This is a genomic window from Pantoea sp. ICBG 828, from assembly GCF_002928355.1.
In the GTDB taxonomy this organism is placed as follows: Bacteria; Pseudomonadota; Gammaproteobacteria; order Enterobacterales; family Enterobacteriaceae; genus Pantoea; species Pantoea dispersa.
Map to the genome: position 1 here is coordinate 383,264 of NZ_POWN01000001.1, position 16,747 is coordinate 400,010.

18 protein-coding genes and 1 other annotated feature are annotated in these 16,747 nt (G+C 56.6%); of the genes, 8 read left to right on the forward strand and 10 right to left on the reverse strand.

Annotated elements, in window-relative coordinates; translation table 11 throughout:
* Window positions 1–4: 4 nt before the first annotated feature.
* The 8 genes from pheT to C1Y43_RS01810 all read right to left on the reverse strand — a co-directional run bounded on the left by pheT (window position 5) and on the right by C1Y43_RS01810 (window position 8,008).
* Window positions 5–2,392 carry a phenylalanine--tRNA ligase subunit beta gene (gene pheT / locus C1Y43_RS01780; RefSeq protein ID WP_104186790.1) on the reverse strand — a complete coding sequence of 796 codons (2,388 nt, stop codon included), beginning with the start codon at window positions 2,390–2,392 and terminating at the stop codon, window positions 5–7.
* 14 nt (window positions 2,393–2,406) lie between these two features.
* On the reverse strand, window positions 2,407–3,390 hold the full coding sequence (gene pheS / locus C1Y43_RS01785; protein ID WP_021506248.1) for a phenylalanine--tRNA ligase subunit alpha: 984 nt from the start codon (window positions 3,388–3,390) through the stop codon (window positions 2,407–2,409).
* A gap of 71 nt (window positions 3,391–3,461) precedes the next feature.
* Window positions 3,462–3,587 (reverse strand) — a sequence feature (Phe leader region).
* On the reverse strand, window positions 3,538–3,582 hold the full coding sequence (gene pheM, locus C1Y43_RS23565; protein ID WP_121626058.1) for a pheST operon leader peptide PheM: 45 nt from the start codon (window positions 3,580–3,582) through the stop codon (window positions 3,538–3,540). Its footprint overlaps the feature before it by 45 nt.
* A gap of 115 nt (window positions 3,588–3,702) precedes the next feature.
* Window positions 3,703–4,059 carry a 50S ribosomal protein L20 gene (gene rplT, locus C1Y43_RS01790; RefSeq protein ID WP_010616241.1) on the reverse strand — a complete coding sequence of 119 codons (357 nt, stop codon included), beginning with the start codon at window positions 4,057–4,059 and terminating at the stop codon, window positions 3,703–3,705.
* Between the two features lie 168 nt (window positions 4,060–4,227).
* A complete protein-coding gene (gene rpmI / locus C1Y43_RS01795; RefSeq protein ID WP_006118955.1) occupies window positions 4,228–4,425 on the reverse strand; it encodes a 50S ribosomal protein L35 in 198 nt (65 codons plus the stop codon).
* 99 nt (window positions 4,426–4,524) lie between these two features.
* A complete protein-coding gene (gene infC / locus C1Y43_RS01800) occupies window positions 4,525–5,067 on the reverse strand; it encodes a translation initiation factor IF-3 (protein WP_058757673.1) in 543 nt (180 codons plus the stop codon).
* 4 nt (window positions 5,068–5,071) lie between these two features.
* On the reverse strand, window positions 5,072–7,000 hold the full coding sequence (gene thrS / locus C1Y43_RS01805; RefSeq protein ID WP_104186792.1) for a threonine--tRNA ligase: 1,929 nt from the start codon (window positions 6,998–7,000) through the stop codon (window positions 5,072–5,074).
* Window positions 7,001–7,246: 246 nt separating this feature from the next.
* The gene (locus tag C1Y43_RS01810; RefSeq protein WP_031279185.1) at window positions 7,247–8,008 is read right to left on the reverse strand and encodes a YdiY family protein; all 762 of its coding nucleotides are present in this window, start codon (window positions 8,006–8,008) and stop codon (window positions 7,247–7,249) included.
* 332 nt (window positions 8,009–8,340) lie between these two features.
* Here C1Y43_RS01810 and ghoS point away from each other — a divergent pair, with 332 nt between their 5' ends.
* Both ghoS and C1Y43_RS01820 read left to right on the forward strand, forming a co-directional pair.
* Window positions 8,341–8,631: a type V toxin-antitoxin system endoribonuclease antitoxin GhoS gene (ghoS, locus tag C1Y43_RS01815; RefSeq protein WP_058757672.1), complete on the forward strand. Its 291-nt coding sequence runs from the start codon at window positions 8,341–8,343 to the stop codon at window positions 8,629–8,631.
* 90 nt (window positions 8,632–8,721) lie between these two features.
* On the forward strand, window positions 8,722–9,615 hold the full coding sequence (locus C1Y43_RS01820; protein ID WP_104186794.1) for a fructosamine kinase family protein: 894 nt from the start codon (window positions 8,722–8,724) through the stop codon (window positions 9,613–9,615).
* Between the two features lie 4 nt (window positions 9,616–9,619).
* Here the strand turns inward: C1Y43_RS01820 and C1Y43_RS01825 are convergent, their stop codons facing one another.
* Complete coding sequence (locus tag C1Y43_RS01825; protein ID WP_058776249.1) at window positions 9,620–10,156, reverse strand: YniB family protein; 537 nt, start codon at window positions 10,154–10,156, stop codon at window positions 9,620–9,622.
* A 144-nt stretch (window positions 10,157–10,300) separates the two neighbouring features.
* On the opposite strand from C1Y43_RS01825, the gene hxpB reads away from it, so the two are divergent.
* The 4 genes from hxpB to C1Y43_RS01845 all read left to right on the forward strand — a co-directional run bounded on the left by hxpB (window position 10,301) and on the right by C1Y43_RS01845 (window position 13,918).
* Entirely contained in the window at window positions 10,301–10,969 is a 669-nt protein-coding gene (gene hxpB / locus C1Y43_RS01830; protein ID WP_058757670.1) for a hexitol phosphatase HxpB, read from the forward strand.
* 201 nt (window positions 10,970–11,170) lie between these two features.
* The gene (locus tag C1Y43_RS01835; RefSeq protein ID WP_104186796.1) at window positions 11,171–11,758 is read left to right on the forward strand and encodes a metal-dependent hydrolase; all 588 of its coding nucleotides are present in this window, start codon (window positions 11,171–11,173) and stop codon (window positions 11,756–11,758) included.
* Between the two features lie 186 nt (window positions 11,759–11,944).
* The gene (locus C1Y43_RS01840; protein ID WP_021506257.1) at window positions 11,945–13,336 is read left to right on the forward strand and encodes an L-cystine transporter; all 1,392 of its coding nucleotides are present in this window, start codon (window positions 11,945–11,947) and stop codon (window positions 13,334–13,336) included.
* 195 nt (window positions 13,337–13,531) lie between these two features.
* Window positions 13,532–13,918 carry a DUF6515 family protein gene (locus tag C1Y43_RS01845; RefSeq protein ID WP_031279187.1) on the forward strand — a complete coding sequence of 129 codons (387 nt, stop codon included), beginning with the start codon at window positions 13,532–13,534 and terminating at the stop codon, window positions 13,916–13,918.
* Between the two features lie 54 nt (window positions 13,919–13,972).
* Here the strand turns inward: C1Y43_RS01845 and osmE are convergent, their stop codons facing one another.
* Entirely contained in the window at window positions 13,973–14,308 is a 336-nt protein-coding gene (osmE, locus tag C1Y43_RS01850) for an osmotically-inducible lipoprotein OsmE (RefSeq protein WP_021506259.1), read from the reverse strand.
* Between the two features lie 192 nt (window positions 14,309–14,500).
* Here osmE and C1Y43_RS01855 point away from each other — a divergent pair, with 192 nt between their 5' ends.
* Together C1Y43_RS01855 and nadE are read left to right on the forward strand one after the other, a co-directional pair.
* Window positions 14,501–15,691 carry a multidrug effflux MFS transporter gene (locus C1Y43_RS01855; RefSeq protein WP_104186798.1) on the forward strand — a complete coding sequence of 397 codons (1,191 nt, stop codon included), beginning with the start codon at window positions 14,501–14,503 and terminating at the stop codon, window positions 15,689–15,691.
* 117 nt (window positions 15,692–15,808) lie between these two features.
* The gene (gene nadE, locus C1Y43_RS01860) at window positions 15,809–16,636 is read left to right on the forward strand and encodes an ammonia-dependent NAD(+) synthetase (protein ID WP_021506261.1); all 828 of its coding nucleotides are present in this window, start codon (window positions 15,809–15,811) and stop codon (window positions 16,634–16,636) included.
* Window positions 16,637–16,747: the final 111 nt, after the last annotated feature.

A 16,747-nucleotide genomic window follows, 5' to 3' on the forward strand; every position in this document is an offset into this window, starting at 1 on the left:
AGGTTCAATCCCTCAAGGTTGCCTGGAATCGCTCTTTTAATGCTGCAACGCATTTGGCAACGGTCGCAGCAATCTCCTCTTCTTCGAGTGTCCGGCTGGTATCCTGCAAAATCAGGCTAATCGCGAGGCTCTTTTCACCCTCGTTTACGCCCTTACCACGGTACACGTCAAACAAGTTTACGCCAACTACCTGATTTACGCCAACTTTCTTACACTCCGCGATGATATCTGCTGCGGGCACATTTTCAGCCACTACCACAGCGATGTCACGGCGGTTTGCCGGGAAGCGTGAGATCTCGCGCGCGTCAGGCAGGACGCGGTCTGCGACCTTATTCCAAAGCAGTTCAAACACTAAGGTGCGGCCGTTAAGATCCAGCTTACGTTCCAGCTCCGGATGAACCACCCCGATAAATCCGATTCGTTCGTCGGCTAAATAAATGCCTGCACTCTGTCCCGGATGCAGCGCCGGATTGGCTTCTGCACGGAACGAAATCGCGTCGGGTTTACCGGTCAAATCCAGCAGCGACTCTAAATCGCCTTTCAAATCATAGAAGTCAACCGTCTGGCGCGCCAGATCCCAGTGCTCTTCGTAGCGGTTACCGCTCAGCACGCCCGCCAGCATAAGATCCTGACGGATGCCGAGATCGGCCTGCGTATCAGGCACAAAGCGTAAACCGCTCTCAAACAGGCGCACGCGGCTCTGCTGACGGTTCTGGTTATACACCACGGCGCCGAGCAGACCGGTCCACAGCGACAGGCGCATCGCCGACATATCGCTGGAAATCGGGCTGGGCAGAATCAACGCTTCTTCGCCCGGATGCAGCAGCTGCTGCACTTTCGGATCGACAAAGCTGTAGGTAATCGCTTCCTGATAGCCTTTATCCACCAGCAGGTTTTTGGCACGCTTCAGAGACAGATCGGCTTCACGGTGCTGGGTCATCAGCAGGCTGGCTTTCACCGGCACATCCGGAATGTTGTTGTAGCCGTATACGCGCGCCACTTCTTCGACCAGGTCTTCTTCGATGGCCATATCGAAGCGCCAGCTCGGGGCGACGGCCTGCCATTCGCCGTTGCCGACGGTGACGTCACAGCCGAGACGGGTCAGGATATCGGTCACCTGCTCATCCGCAATGACGTGGCCAATCAGGCGGTCCAGCTTCTCACGGCGCAGCGTAATGGTGGCGCGCGCCGGCAGTTTGCTGGCATCGGTCTGATCGATAACCGGGCCGGCTTCGCCGCCGCAAATCGCCAGCAGCAGCTGAGTGGCGCGCTCCAGCGCCTTATGCTGCAGCGCCGGATCGACACCGCGCTCGTAGCGGTGGGAAGCATCGGTATGCAGACCATGACGACGCGCACGACCGGTGATCGCCAGCGGATCGAAGAACGCGCACTCAAACAATACATTCTGCGTCGCTTCGTTGACGCCGGAGTGCTCACCGCCGAAGATGCCACCCATCGCCAGCGCTTTGTGGTGGTCCGCAATCACCAGCGTATCGCTGTGGAGGGTCGCTTCGCTGCCGTCGAGCAGCGTCAGGGTTTCCCCCTCTTTCGCCATGCGCACCACGATACCGCCGTCAATGCGGTCGAGATCGAAGGCGTGCATCGGCTGGCCGAGCTCCAGCAGCACGTAGTTAGTGATATCCACCACCGGATCGATCGAGCGGATACCGCAGCGGCGCAGTTTTTCGCGCATCCACAGCGGCGTTTCTGCTTTCACGTTTACGCCTTTTACCACGCGGCCGAGGTAGCGCGGGCAGGCATCGGTGGCGTCAACGCGAATCGGGAAGGTGTCGCTAATGGTGGCTTTAACCGGCTCGATGACCGGCGCCTGCAGCGGCAGGCCATTGATCACCGCCACGTCACGCGCGATACCGATGATACCCAGGCAGTCGGCACGGTTTGGCGTCACGCTGATTTCGATGGTGTTGTCATCCAGCTGCAGGTACTGGCGAATATCAGTGCCCACCGGCGCATCGGCTGGCAGCTCGATAATACCGTTGTGATCGTCAGAAATACCCAGCTCGGAGAATGAGCACAGCATGCCTTCTGACGGCTCACCGCGCAGTTTTGCCGCTTTGATTTTGAAATCGCCCGGCAGCACGGCACCAACGGTCGCCACGGCCACTTTCAGGCCCTGACGGCAGTTTGGCGCGCCGCAGACGATATCCAGCAGGCGATCGCCACCCACGTTGATTTTGGTGACGCGCAGTTTGTCGGCGTTCGGGTGCTGGCCGCACTCCACCACTTCACCCACTACGACGCCATGAAACGCGCCTGCCACCGGGTCGACGCCGTCGACTTCCAGACCGGCCATGGTGATTTGCTCAGACAGCGCGGCGCTGTCCAGGGCTGGATTTACCCATTCGCGTAACCAGAGTTCACTGAATTTCATTGGATAACCTGCCCTTATTTAAATTGTTTGAGGAAACGTAAATCGTTTTCGAAGAAGGCGCGCAGATCGGTCACACCGTAGCGCAGCATGGTCAGACGCTCCATGCCCATACCGAAGGCGAAGCCGGAGTAGATTTCCGGATCGATGCCCACGTTGCGCAGTACGTTCGGATGCACCATGCCGCAGCCCAGCACTTCCAGCCATTTGCCGTTTTTACCCATCACATCCACTTCCGCTGACGGTTCGGTGAATGGGAAATAGGACGGGCGGAAGCGAATCTGCAGGTTCTCTTCGAAGAAGTTGTTCAGGAAGTCATGCAGCGTGCCTTTCAGATTGGTGAAGCTGATGTCTTTATCGACAATCAGACCTTCCATCTGATGGAACATCGGGGTGTGCGTCTGATCGTAATCGTTACGGTAAACGCGGCCCGGCGCGATGATACGAATCGGCGGCTGCTGATTTTTCATGGTGCGGATCTGCACGCCGGAGGTCTGGGTGCGCAGCAGGCGCGTGGCATCGAACCAGAAGGTGTCGTGATCGGCGCGCGCCGGGTGATGCCCCGGAATATTCAGCGCATCAAAGTTGTGATAATCGTCTTCAATTTCCGGACCGGTCGCCACCGCGAAACCCAACTCGCCGAAAAAGGTTTCGATACGATCGATGGTGCGGGTCACCGGATGCAGACCGCCGTTCTCGATACGGCGTCCTGGCAGCGATACGTCGATAGTCTCTGCCGCCAGGCGGGCATTCAGCGCCGCGCTTTCCAGCGTATCTTTACGCGCGTTAAGTCGATCCTGTACCTGCTGTTTGGCATCGTTGATGACCGCACCGGCCGCCGGGCGCTCTTCCGCCGGCAGTTCACGCAGGGTGGTCATTTGCAGCGTCAGGTGCCCTTTTTTACCCAGAAATTCGACGCGCACGGCGTCCAGGGCGGCGATATCCGACGCCTCGTCGATGGCGGCCGTGGCACGGGCCACCAGGTCTGCGAGTTGGGACATGATTTCCTCTTCTTCCAGCCGGGCTGGTCAGTTCTCGTTGGGATCGTGCGATCCGATTAAGTGTCGCCGGAAACAAAAAAGCCTCCACGAGGGAGGCTTTCAGCGCGATTTTTCGTTTCTTTTCTTATGCGCAAAAGCCCCTGACGATCAGGCGCTAAAGTAAAAAAAGAAACGGAAAATAGCAGCGTGCATGCTTGCGTTACCTTGTCTTGATAGAAACCGCACTATTGAAATGCCCTGCGGCTAAAATGTCAATCATTTGCGTGGGTTGCAGGCAATAAAAAAGGGAGCAAGCTCCCTTTTTTACCTGACTTACGCCAGAGCTGATTTTGCTTTTTCAACCAGTGCAGTGAATGCCACTTTGTCGAATACAGCGATGTCAGCGAGGATTTTACGGTCGATTTCAATGGACGCTTTTTTCAGGCCATTGATGAAACGGCTGTAAGAGATACCGTTCTGACGCGCCGCAGCGTTGATACGTGCGATCCACAGCTGACGGAACTGACGCTTACGCTGACGACGGTCGCGGTAAGCATACTGACCAGCTTTGATAACAGCCTGGAAGGCAACGCGGTAAACACGTGAACGTGCACCATAGTAGCCTTTAGCTTGTTTTAAGATTTTCTTGTGACGTGCGCGAGCAATTACACCACGTTTTACGCGAGCCATGTGAGCTCTCCTATATCATATTCTGTGATTTCCCCATCATCTTTCGTGCTGCAGTGGCGTTAGCTGCCTTCATTCATCCCAGTCACTTACTGATGTAAGCGCCAGGATTCATTCCGTTGCCGCCTGACTGCAACCCGAAATCTATCGGGGAATTAAAAAAGGGTTAACTTATGCGTACGGCAGGCAGGCAACAACCAGACCCAGATCGCCTTTAGACACCATGCCTTTTGGACGCAGGTGACGTTTACGCTTAGTAGACTTTTTAGTCAGAATATGACGCAGGTTTGCGTGCTTACGCTTGAAGCCGCCAGAAGCGGTCTTCTTGAAGCGCTTTGCGGCGCCACGTACAGTTTTAATCTTTGGCATTTTTACAAATATCCACTTCGCATTGTTAATAAAATGAACCAGACAGGCGAATAAAAATCCGCGCAGCGCGAACGCTACGCGGCATTATTACTTGAAAGCCTACTGTTTCTTCTTAGGTGCGAGCACCATAATCATCTGGCGGCCTTCGATCTTCGTCGGGAAGGATTCGACCACTGCCAGTTCATTCAGATCTTCTTTCACGCGGTTAAGCACTTCCATACCGATCTGTTGGTGCGCCATCTCACGACCACGGAAACGCAGCGTGATTTTGGCTTTATCGCCCTCTTCCAGAAAACGAATCAGGCTGCGGAGTTTTACCTGATAGTCGCCTTCATCGGTACCAGGACGGAATTTGATTTCCTTAACCTGGATAACTTTTTGCTTCTTCTTCTGTTCCTTAGAAGATTTGCTCTTTTCATAAAGGAACTTGCCGTAATCCATAATGCGGCAAACCGGCGGTTCGGCGTTCGGGCTAATTTCAACTAAATCTACGCCAGCTTCTTCTGCTTTCTCAATCGCTTCGCGCAGTGAGACAATGCCAAGTTGCTCGCCGTCTACGCCAGTTAAGCGCACTTCGGTGGCACGGATTTCGCCGTTGATACGGTTCGGACGCGTCGGTTGTACTCGTTTTCCGCCTTTAATAACCTTATTCCTCTAATTGGTGAAGATGTCGGCTGCGAATCTCTTGTTGCAGCTTCTCAACAAACACATCTACGTCCATGCTCCCGAGGTCTTTACCACGGCGGGTGCGCACGGCAACCTTGCCTGCTTCCACCTCTTTCTCACCGCAGACCAGCATGTAAGGGACGCGACGTAATGTGTGCTCGCGGATTTTAAAGCCTATCTTCTCGTTTCTCAAGTCTGCTTTGACACGAATGCCAGCATTCTGCAATTTCTTCGTCAATTCACTGACATATTCTGCCTGGCCGTCGGTGATATTCATCACCACTGCCTGTACCGGCGCCAGCCAGCTCGGGAAGAAACCGGCGAACTCTTCGGTCAGAATCCCGATAAAGCGCTCCATCGACCCCAGAATCGCACGGTGAATCATCACTGGCGTCTGACGATCGTTGGTTTCGCCCACGTAGGTGGCGTCCAGACGTTTCGGCAGGGAGAAGTCTAGCTGAACGGTGCCGCACTGCCAGGCGCGGTCGAGACAATCGTGCAGCGTAAACTCAATTTTCGGGCCGTAGAAGGCGCCTTCACCCGGCTGATATTCGAACGGAATGTTGTTCTCTTTCAGCGCTTCGGCGAGGTCCACTTCGGCACGATCCCACATCTCATCGCTGCCAATACGCTTCTCAGGGCGCGTCGACAGTTTCACCACGATTTTTTCAAAACCGAAGGTGCTGTACATGTCATAGACCATGCGGATGCAGCTGTTCACTTCATCACGCACCTGATCTTCAGTACAGAAGATGTGGGCGTCATCCTGGGTAAAGCCGCGCACGCGCATCAGACCGTGCAGCGCACCTGACGGTTCGTTACGGTGACAGCTACCGAACTCCGCCATACGCAGCGGCAGGTCGCGGTACGATTTCAGACCCTGGTTAAAGATCTGCACGTGACCCGGACAGTTCATCGGTTTGATGCAGTATTCACGGTTCTCGGAAGAGGTGGTGAACATCGCTTCTTTGTAGTTGTCCCAGTGCCCGGTTTTTTCCCACAGCACGCGGTCCATCATGAACGGACCTTTCACTTCTTGGTAGTCGTACTCTTTCAGCTTGGTGCGCACAAACACTTCCAGCTCGCGGAAGATGGTCCAGCCGTCATTGTGCCAGAATACCATACCCGGTGCTTCTTCCTGCATATGGTAGAGATCGAGCTGCTTACCGATTTTACGGTGATCGCGCTTCGCGGCCTCTTCCAGGCGCTGCAGATACGCCGCCAGCTGTTTCTTGTCTGCCCAGGCCGTACCGTAAATACGCTGCAGCATTTTGTTGTCGCTGTTGCCGCGCCAGTAGGCTCCGGAGATTTTCTGCAGTTTAAAATGATGGCAGAAACGCATATTCGGCACGTGTGGACCGCGGCACATGTCGATGTATTCTTCATGGTGATACAGGCCAGGACGATCGTCATGGCTGATGTTTTCGTCAAGAATAGTGGTTTTGTAGCTTTCGCCCCGCGCGGCAAACACGTCACGCGCTTCCTGCCAGCTCACCTTCTTCTTCACGACGTCGTAATTGGTCTCAGCCAGCTGGTGCATGCGCTTTTCCAGCAGCTCAAGATCTTCCTGTGTCAGCGTATGGTCGAGATCGACATCATAATAGAAGCCGTTATCGATAACCGGACCGATGGCCATTTTGGTATTCGGCCACAGCTGTTTGATCGCATGTCCTAACAGGTGCGCACAGGAGTGACGAATAATTTCCAGACCGGCGTCATCTTTCGCGGTGATGATAGCGACCTGCGCATCGCTGGTGATCGGATCAACCGCATCCACCAGTTCGCCATTGACGCGACCGGCAATGCAGGCTTTCGCCAGACCCGGACCGATATCCAGCGCAATGTCCATCACGCTGACCGGACGGTCAAATACGCGCTGGCTGCCATCAGGAAGAGTAATTACTGGCATTTCATATCCTTAATTGCAGTGGTAAGCCACACGAAAGCCTACATGCAACACTGAGTTTTGTTTGGTTTACCTGGCGCGATGTCAGACCCACACTGTCGGAATGACGCCAGGCGCGTAAAGCGGCAACGATGATAACAGCTTTCCGCAGTGAGCAAAACCCGCGAAGAAATGCGCTAAGCCAAAGAGAGATCAAAAAAAAACGCCGCGCGGCACAGGCCGGGCGACGGTGTAACAATGCGCTCTGGTTTACATCGCGTAAGAGAGCTGGACCGTGGTTTTGGTGTCGGTACGGTCTGGCGCAGATTCTGGCGGATTGTTATTCCAGGTGACGTTGTAGCCCAGTTTCAGCGCGAAGTGGTCGTTGATCGCCACCTGCAGTGCGGTTTCGGAGTTCAGCGTGGTGTCTTCACCAAAGCTGCTCAGCACCGACACACCCTGGATAAATTTGGTGGTGTCAGTCAGCTGCCACTGATAGCTCAGCGCGCCGTAGCCCAGTGCTTTGGTTTCGTGGCCGCCATCGTGGAAGTCATCGTAACGTACACCCGGACCGAATTCAGCACGCAGCGAGTGCACCGGACCGTTGAGGATCTGACGACCGTAACCGGCGGTCAGAACATCGCGTGAATCATAACCGTTCAGGCGGTCGCTCAGCCAGCTCGCCTGACCGAACAGGTAGTCAGCGCTGTTGAGGTTGTAACGGCTACGGCCACCGATGTTATAGGTTTCCGACGAGCGCTCATCGTTGGATGAGGTATTCGCGGCGTTACCCCACAGGCTGTACGCCGTTGAGGTCTGATACCAGGTCATGCTGGTTGACGCGGTCAGCGATGAGCTGGTGGTGTTACCGGTCTGTGCCAGGTAACCGGCTGACGCGGTGCCTTCAAACGGTTTTTTTGCCGTAGAAGGGTCATCCATTGAGGTGAAGACAGCGTTATCTGCAAAGGCCTGGTGACAAAATGCTCCGGCGGAGAGCAACAAAACAGCGGACAGCTTATTGAAGGCTTTCATTAAAAGGTAACCCGTACGACAGTTGAAAAAGAGATGAGTCTGGAGAATTTTCCCGGGCAATCAATGCAATTTACGGTAAGTTTTGTAAAAAAGTATGAAAGCACCAGAATCGCCAGGTTTTGCGCTGGCACCGCGTGTGGATTGGGAATCTTCCCATTTCCGGCGCGCATTATAGGCGGCAAATAACCAAATAACAGCTTAAATGCTACAAGAATTTTCTGCCGCCCCTGACAGGACTTTAAGCTGAGCGCCGCCGGGTGATTGTGCAGAATTCGCTCTATCGCAGGCGCTGGTCTACGCTGAAATCTGTTCGATAACAATGAGGTGAAAAGATGAGCGATCATGATCTCAAGCGTTACGTTGTCACCTTCCGTTATCAGGAAAGGGGTCTTGGCGATCTGCAGGCGCTGAATAGCGCGATGGTTAACGGTGGTTACAGCACCACGTTACACGATGCGGACGGCCATCCGCACGAGCTGGGCACCAACAGCTTTGGCATTGTGAGTGCGCTGGAGGAGCAGGCGCTGGCGGAACACGCCGCCGGGCTGGCGGCAGTGGCACTCGATCAGCAGCCGGACGCTGATGTCACCACGCTGGAAGCGTTTCTTAAAGCGCAAGCCTGACGCAATCCGCAATTTGCGCATTGCCGCTGGAGTTGTGCAAGTTTTGCGCGTTACAATCGACCTTACGCAGCGAATAAAGAGGATTACCCGATGTGGTCAGCCATTAGTCGTCTGTTAAGCGAGTACGCCGGCGATGCCGAAATCACCGAACGTCATGAGTTGCCCGGTGGCGATATTCATCCGGCGTGGCGCCTGCGCTACGGTGAGCTGGATGTGTTCGTCAAATGCAACACGCGCGACATGCTGACGCTGTTCAGCTGGGAAGCCGACCAGCTTGATCTGCTGGCGCGTACCCACACGGTGCGCGTGCCGAAGGTCTACGGCGTCGGTAACGATCGTGACACCAGCTTTCTGCTACTGGAATACATTCCCCCGCAGCCACTCAACGCCCAAAGCGCATTCCAGCTCGGCCAGCAGCTGGCCCATCTGCACCAGTGGAGCGAGCAACCGCAGTTTGGTCTCGACTTCGACAACAACATTACCACCACGCCGCAACCCAACAGCTGGTTACGCAAATGGTCGGTGTTTTTCGCCGAACAGCGCATCGGCTGGCAGCTGCAGCTGGCGGCGGAGAAAGGCGTGCATTACGGTGACATGGAGTTGATCGTGGATTGCGTGCAGCGCAGCCTCGCTAATCACCATCCGCAACCGTCGTTACTGCATGGTGATTTGTGGCCAGCCAACTGCGCCGGCAGCGCAAGCGGCCCGTGGCTGTTCGATCCCGCCTGCTACTGGGGCGATCGCGAATGCGACCTGGCGATGCTCAGCTACTACGCCGATCTGCCGCGCCAGATTTACGAAGGGTATCATGCGGTGTGGCCGCTGCCGGAAGGCTTCTCGCAGCGTCAGCCGGTGTATCAGCTCTACTATCTGCTCAACCGCGCCAACGTCTTTGGCGGCAACTGGGCCGGCGAAGCGCAGTTCGCTATCGGCCAGTTGCTGGAGGAGGATGCGCTGGGCCAGCGCCAGGTCAGACCGGCCTGACGCCTTACAGCATGCCGAGCAGTTTCAACACGAAGTAACCGGCCACGGCGATGATCACCGGCAGAATATACAGCGGAAAAATCTGCAGCAAAATGGTGTGGCGCGGCACATGGATTTTCTCTTCCAGCTGCGCCCGCGTGCGCCCTTCGCTGCCCTTTGCCTGTTCCAGAATCATCTGGTCTTCAATGCCTTCTTTAATATGGCGCGCCTGACGCCCCATGCGTGCGCCCGAGGCCTGCAAAGCGATGCCCACGAATATCAGGATATAGATCAGCCAGAAGCCAATATTGGCCCCGCCGTTAAATTCCGGCACCGGCGAATTGTTCCAGAACACATTGAGAAACGGCGTGTTGAATTTAATCATATCCACCATCACATGCACGAAGTCGAGCATCACGGCGTCGATGCCGGGCTGCTTTTCGCTGTGTTTAAACATGAAGCCTAAGATGGAGATAAGGGTGGATAACAGCGCCGGAATAAAAATCACCCAGCCAGCCACTCGCTTGAGGATGGCGATGCGGCCAGCCTGTTGATACGTCATGGTGTCTTCCCTTCACAAACAGTAGTTTTGCCCTAAGTCTACCTGCACTACAGCAAATTTTCCTGAAAAATGCGTAACCTGCCGTAAGTCGGTTTTCGCCGCCGCCCATGTTAAGGTAGGGCAAACTGTCAATGGAGCTGTTGTATGACCTATCGTCGCCCTGTGCTGGCCGCTATTTTTGATATGGATGGCTTACTGATTGATTCTGAACCGCTATGGGATCGCGCCGAGCTGGAGGTGTTTGCCAGCCTGAATGTGGATATTAGCCGCCGCCACGAGCTGCCGGATACGCTCGGCCTGCGCATCGATCAAACCGTACGCATGTGGTACGAGGCGCTGCCGTGGAACGGACCGGATCAGGCCGAAGTCACTCAGCGTATTATTGCCCGTGCGCTGGCGCTGGTCGAAGAGACGCGGCCGCTGTTGCCCGGCGTTGAGCAGGCGCTGCAGCTGTGTCAGCAACAGGGACTGGCGATTGCGCTGGCCTCGGCGTCTCCGCTGGCGATGCTGGAACGCGTGCTGGAGATGTTCAATCTGCGTCACTACTTTAGCGCCCTCGCTTCGGCTGAAGCGCTGCCTTACAGCAAACCGCATCCGCAGGTGTATCTGGATGCTGCGGCAAAGCTGGGGGTTGATCCGCTCAACTGCGTGGCACTGGAAGACTCGTTCAACGGCATGATCGCCAGTAAAGCCGCGCGCATGCGTTCCATTGTGGTGCCTGCCGCCGAACATCGCCACGATGCGCGCTGGGCACTGGCCAATGTGCAACTGGAAAACCTGACGCAGCTGCAGGCGGAACATCTGTTTAACTGATCGCTGTGCATCGCGCGTTACGCCTGGCTGATGGTTCGCCCGGTTGCCAGGCGCAAAAGTAAGCCAGACCGTTAATTTCCCGCGCTTTTTTCAGGCGCGGGCCAGTAAAAAATTCACTCTTCGTTACAGCGTCACCGTTCTCATTTACTGGATAAATCCCTATACTGGATGCATCGACAGTTTTTGCAGCCAGGTTCCATCATGACGGCCGAAGGCCATATCATTTTTGCCATCGCCAGTGCGATATTTGCCAAACGCGCCGAACTGACGCCGGTGATGACCAGTGCCGACTGGTGGCATCTGGTGCCGGCTGCGCTGCTGACTTGCCTGCTGCCGGATATCGATCACCCTAAATCGGTGCTGGGCCAGCGGCTAAAGTGGCTGTCGCAGCCAATAGCCCGCGCTTTTGGCCATCGCGGCTTTACCCATAGCCTGCTGGCGGTGGCGGTCAGCCTGTGGTTGTTTCAGATTAACGTGCCGGCCGACTGGTTCCTGCCAGCGGATGTCCTGCAGGGCATGACGCTCGGCTATCTCAGCCACATTGTCGCCGATATGCTGACGCCCGCCGGCGTGCCGCTGCTGTGGCCGTGCCGCTGGCGCTTTCGCCTGCCTATCCTCAACAGCCAGCAAGGCAACCAGCTGGAGCGCGCGCTGTGCCTCGCACTCGTAGGTTATGCGCTGTGGTTCCCGCCCGGTATGCCGTCGTTTGGCGCTAACGGCTGGCCGGAGCAGCTGTTCAATAATCTGCAGAACGGCATTGGCCGGCTGGTGAACGGCAGTACGCGCTGAAGTGTTTTTCCTTCTGCCAGCGATTGCTTAAATAATCGCCTTAAATTCCATTTAGTTATAACCAAGACGATTTAGATATATTGTTCCCGCAGGACCAACTGGTACCATGCCGCGACAGTTACAGAGGATCCCTCTGCTATTTTCGGTTACGCGGCGCGATCGCGTGGCGACCTTCAGGAGTTAACAATGAATATTCCTCTGATCATCAATATCGTGGCATTTGTCGCGCTGCTGATTGCGTTAAACCGCGTCGGCAACCAGAGCTGGAGCCTGTCGAAGCGCGTGCTGACCGGCCTGGTGCTGGGGGTGATCTTTGGCCTGGCACTGCAGGCCATTTATGGCGAAAACAGCCCGGTGGTGAAAGAGTCGATTGGCTGGTTCAACATCGTCGGCAACGGCTATGTTCAGCTGCTGCAGATGATTGTCATGCCACTGGTATTTGCCTCAATCCTCAGTGCGGTGGCGCGGCTGCATAACGCCTCGTCGCTGGGCAAAATCAGCGTGCTGACCATCGGCGTGCTGCTGTTTACCACCGCCATTTCCGCACTGGTGGGCGTGCTGGTGACCGGCCTGTTCCACCTCAGCGCGGAAGGACTGGTACAGGGCGCGCAGGAAACCGCGCGTCTGAGCGCCATCCAGAGCAACTACGTTGGTAAAGTCGCGGATCTCAGTACGCCGCAGCTGCTGCTCTCCTTTATCCCGAAAAACCCGTTTGCCGATCTGGCCGGTGCCAATCCAACGTCGATCATCAGCGTAGTGATTTTCGCTGCTTTCCTCGGCGTGGCGGCGCTGCAGCTGCTGAAAGATGACAAAGCTAAAGGCGAGCGCGTGCTGGTGGCGATTGATACCCTGCAATCCTGGGTGATGAAGCTGGTCCGTCTGATCATGAAGCTGACGCCGTACGGCGTGCTGGCGCTGATGACCAAAGTGGTTGCCGGTTCCAATCTGCAGGACATCATCAAGCTGGGCGGTTTTGTGGTGGCCTCGTATCTCGGCCTCGCGATCATGTTTGGCGTTCACGCGCTGCTGCTGTCGATCAACGGTATCAACCCGCTGCGCTTCTTCCGTAAAGTCTGGCCGGTGATTACCTTTGCCTTCACCAGCCGTTCCAGTGCCGCCAGTATTCCGCTGAACGTGGAGACACAGACGCGTCGTCTGGGCGTACCGGAATCCATCGCCAGCTTCTCGGCCTCATTTGGCGCGACCATCGGCCAGAACGGCTGTGCCGGCCTCTATCCCACCATGCTGGCGGTGATGGTAGCGCCGACCGTGGGTATCAACCCGTTTGACCCGGTATGGATCGCCACGCTGGTCGGTATTGTCACGCTGAGCTCAGCCGGTGTGGCGGGCGTCGGTGGCGGCGCGACCTTTGCCGCGCTGATCGTCCTGCCGGCGATGGGCCTGCCGGTCACGCTGGTGGCATTGCTGATCTCCATCGAACCGCTGATTGATATGGGCCGTACCGCGCTCAACGTTAACGGCTCGATGACCGCCGGTTCACTGACCAGCCGCTGGCTGGGTATGACCGACAAAAAAGTGCTGGAGAGCGACGAACACGCGGAACTGGCGCACCGCTAATTAACCCGTTTTCCCGTAACGGCAGGCCGCAAAGCCTGCCGTTTTTTTTGCCGTTTTCTGCACTTTTTCCGCAATCATGGCGCTAACGTCAGGAAAGCGTTAAGCGTGGTAAACGAAGGCAAAATCGACGGTTTTTTGCTTGAGTTTGCGCGCTGAAAGGCGAATGCTGCGGGGAGTTACCGCAGGAGAACCGTCATGAGAAACGTTATCGCCTCAATGCTGGCGTTAACCCTGATAGCGCCAACCGTAAGTTTTGCTCATCCGTATGGCTGGGGTCCTGGACCCGGCCCGCACTGGGGTGGTCCGGGACCCCGCTGGGGCCATCCCGGACCGCTGCGTTTTCTGCCGGAGGCCGCGACTGCCGTGCTGATTGGCGGACTGACCTACTACCTGCTGAACGGTAGCTACTACCAGCGGCAGGGCGACACCTACGTGGTGGTCCAGCCACCGGATGGCCCACCGGCCAGCGCCATGCGCGTTCTGGATTATAACGGCAAACGCTATTACGTGCAGGATGGTCACTACTATCAGCGCGAGATCAGCGGCAGCTACATTGAGGTGCCGCGGCCGTATGGGCTGTAAGCGCACAAAGAAAAACGGCCCGTCTCAGACGGGCCGTTTGTTATTCTGCTGCCGTTACTGCGCGGCTTGCGGATCGGTATCGTAATCCTTACAGCTCTGGAAGCCGTAGTTCATGACGCGACCGGTGTCGTTATAGCTCACAAAATAAGTTTGCTGTTTGCCATCACGCTCACCAATCACGTAGGTCTGGCAGGTACCCCGTGCGTGAACCATGGTGATCTCGGTTGACGCCGGTCCGGCAATCTGGCGCACCTGTTCACGCGTCATGCCTTTTTTCACATCCTTCACCACAGGCTTAGTCACGTAGCTTTCCGCACGATCGTAAGTTGTACAACCAGACAGGGCTGCCAGCGTCATAGCGGCAGCGATACATCCCAGCACTTTATTCATCTTGTTGTTCCTCATACTTTATCCATGTCCCACTAAGCCTGGAACATAATTCCAGATTTATCAACTCAATGGCGGTGCTTTCGGTCAGTTCTGAAGCGTCAGGATTACGTAAAGATACTGTTTTGCCGTCACCGGCTCCGTATAATCGCGGCGCAAGATACATCTTAAAGCCAAAAATAACACAGAGGATCAATGACACCTGCACACCCTAACCGGCTGGTTTATGCCATCACGCTCGGCCTGCTCGCCGCGCTCGGGCCGCTTTGTATCGATCTCTATCTGCCCGCCCTGCCTGAACTGGCGCGCGACCTCGGTAGCGAAACCGCTACTGCCCAGCTAAGTCTGACCGCCGGTCTGCTGGGGCTGGGCGCCGGACAGCTGCTGTTTGGTCCGATGAGCGATAAGTTTGGCCGTATTCGTCCGCTGCTGCTGTCGCTGGCGCTGCTGTTCATCGCCTCAATTGGCTGTGCGCTGGCGAAGGATATTCACGCTCTGCTGGTGGCGCGCCTGTTTGAAGGGCTGGCCGGTGCCGGCGGCGCGGTGCTGTCGCGTGCCATTGCCCGCGATATGTATAGCGGCCATGAGCTGACGCGCTTTTTTGCCCTGCTGATGCTGGTGAATGGCCTGGCGCCGATTGGTGCGCCGGTGCTGGGCGGTGCGCTGATGACGGTGCTGAACTGGCGCGGCATCTTTGTAGTGCTGGGCGCGATTGCCGTGCTGCTGATTCTGCTGGCGCGCTGGAAGCTGCACGAAACCCTGCCCGCCGAACGCCGCAGCCAGGGATCGATCTTCTCCGCCTGGGCGGCGCTCGGCCAGGTCATCACCCACCGACCATTCATGGGCTTCTGCCTGACGCAGGGCTTCATGATGTCCGGTATGTTTGCTTACATCGGCGCCTCGCCGTTTGTGCTGCAGCAGATTTACGGCCTGTCGCCGCAGGCGTTCAGCCTGTGTTTTGCGGCGAACGGCATTGGCCTGGTGATTGCCTCGCAAACCAGCGCCCGGCTCTGTCCGCTGTGGGGCGAATACCGCGTGCTGAAAGGCGGTCTGACGCTGGCGTTTATTGCCTCCAGTTGCCTGCTGCTGGCCGGCCTGAGCGGCGCGCCGCTGCCGCTGGTGCTGGTAGCGCTGTTCTTTACCATCGCCAGTAACGGCGTAATCGCCACCACCGCGTCATCGCTGGCGATGCAGAGCCAGGGCCACCGCGCCGGCAGCGCCTCGGCGGTAATCGGTGTTGCGATGTTCTCGCTCGGCGCGCTCAGCGTACCGATCACCGGCCTTGGCGGCACCTCGGTAATCAGCATGACGGCCACCATCTTTGGCTGCTTTATGCTGGCCATCGTGATGTTCATGCTGCTGGCGCAGAAACCAAAAAGCGCCTGAATTGCCAACAGAAACACCGGACAACAAGCCGTTCGGCTTGTTGTTTTTCTGCGGAGGCGTTAGCTTTAGCACATGATTCGCATTGTGCCGTCAGGCTACCGACTTGAGGAGAGGTTCATGTCACTGCAGCAGGAAATCATTCAGGCCCTGGGTGTTAAACCGGTTATCGACCCGCAGCAGGAGATCCGCGTCAGCGTCGATTTTCTGAAGTCCTATCTGAAAGCCCATCCGTTTATCAAAACCCTGGTGCTCGGCATCAGCGGCGGTCAGGACTCAACGCTGACCGGCAAGCTGGCGCAGACTGCCATTACTGAACTGCGTGAAGAGACCGGCGATCACGACTACAGCTTTATCGCCGTGCGCCTGCCGTATGGCGTGCAGGCTGACGAGCAGGATTGTCAGGATGCGCTGGCATTCATCCAGCCGGATCGCACGCTGGTGGTCAATATCAAAGAAGCGGTACTGGCCAGCGAGCGCGCACTGCAGGAGGCGGGCATTGCCCTGTCGGATTTTGTGCGCGGCAACGAGAAAGCGCGCGAACGCATGAAAGCCCAGTACAGCATTGCCGGTATGACCAAAGGCGTCGTGGTCGGCACCGATCACGCCGCAGAAGCAGTGACCGGCTTCTTTACCAAGTACGGCGACGGCGGCAGCGACATCAACCCGATTTTCCGCCTCAACAAGGGCCAGGGCAAACAGCTGCTGAAAGCGCTCGGCTGCCCGGAACACCTCTATCTCAAGCACCCCACCGCCGATCTGGAGGACGATCGTCCCGGTCTGCAGGATGAAGTGGCGCTGGGCGTGACCTATCAGCAGATTGATGATTTCCTCGAAGGCAAAACCATCGACGCCGACGCGGCGAAAATCATTGAAGGCTGGTACACCAAAACCGAGCATAAACGTCGTCCGCCGATCACCGTGTTCGACGACTTCTGGAAGAAGTAATCCCTGTGGCTTCCCGCTCCCCCGGCGGGAAGCCTGCCTCTTCACACCCCCGCTGGCGGGAAAACGCGCACGCTGATATACTGTATGCACAACCAGTAAGCGGAGCGTTCT

Excerpts from the sequence above, each read along its gene's own strand:
- pheT (WP_104186790.1), bottom strand. The coding sequence starts at position 2,392 with ATGAAATTCAGTGAACTCTGGTTACGCGAATGGGTAAATCCAGCCCTG.
- pheS (WP_021506248.1), bottom strand. The coding sequence starts at position 3,390 with ATGTCCCAACTCGCAGACCTGGTGGCCCGTGCCACGGCCGCCATCGAC.
- rplT (WP_010616241.1), bottom strand. The coding sequence starts at position 4,059 with ATGGCTCGCGTAAAACGTGGTGTAATTGCTCGCGCACGTCACAAGAAA.
- rpmI (WP_006118955.1), bottom strand. The coding sequence starts at position 4,425 with ATGCCAAAGATTAAAACTGTACGTGGCGCCGCAAAGCGCTTCAAGAAG.
- thrS (WP_104186792.1), bottom strand. The coding sequence starts at position 7,000 with ATGCCAGTAATTACTCTTCCTGATGGCAGCCAGCGCGTATTTGACCGT.
- C1Y43_RS01810 (WP_031279185.1), bottom strand. The coding sequence starts at position 8,008 with ATGAAAGCCTTCAATAAGCTGTCCGCTGTTTTGTTGCTCTCCGCCGGA.
- ghoS (WP_058757672.1), top strand. The coding sequence starts at position 8,341 with ATGAGCGATCATGATCTCAAGCGTTACGTTGTCACCTTCCGTTATCAG.
- C1Y43_RS01820 (WP_104186794.1), top strand. The coding sequence starts at position 8,722 with ATGTGGTCAGCCATTAGTCGTCTGTTAAGCGAGTACGCCGGCGATGCC.
- C1Y43_RS01825 (WP_058776249.1), bottom strand. The coding sequence starts at position 10,156 with ATGACGTATCAACAGGCTGGCCGCATCGCCATCCTCAAGCGAGTGGCT.
- hxpB (WP_058757670.1), top strand. The coding sequence starts at position 10,301 with ATGACCTATCGTCGCCCTGTGCTGGCCGCTATTTTTGATATGGATGGC.
- C1Y43_RS01835 (WP_104186796.1), top strand. The coding sequence starts at position 11,171 with ATGACGGCCGAAGGCCATATCATTTTTGCCATCGCCAGTGCGATATTT.
- C1Y43_RS01840 (WP_021506257.1), top strand. The coding sequence starts at position 11,945 with ATGAATATTCCTCTGATCATCAATATCGTGGCATTTGTCGCGCTGCTG.
- C1Y43_RS01845 (WP_031279187.1), top strand. The coding sequence starts at position 13,532 with ATGAGAAACGTTATCGCCTCAATGCTGGCGTTAACCCTGATAGCGCCA.
- osmE (WP_021506259.1), bottom strand. The coding sequence starts at position 14,308 with ATGAATAAAGTGCTGGGATGTATCGCTGCCGCTATGACGCTGGCAGCC.
- C1Y43_RS01855 (WP_104186798.1), top strand. The coding sequence starts at position 14,501 with ATGACACCTGCACACCCTAACCGGCTGGTTTATGCCATCACGCTCGGC.
- nadE (WP_021506261.1), top strand. The coding sequence starts at position 15,809 with ATGTCACTGCAGCAGGAAATCATTCAGGCCCTGGGTGTTAAACCGGTT.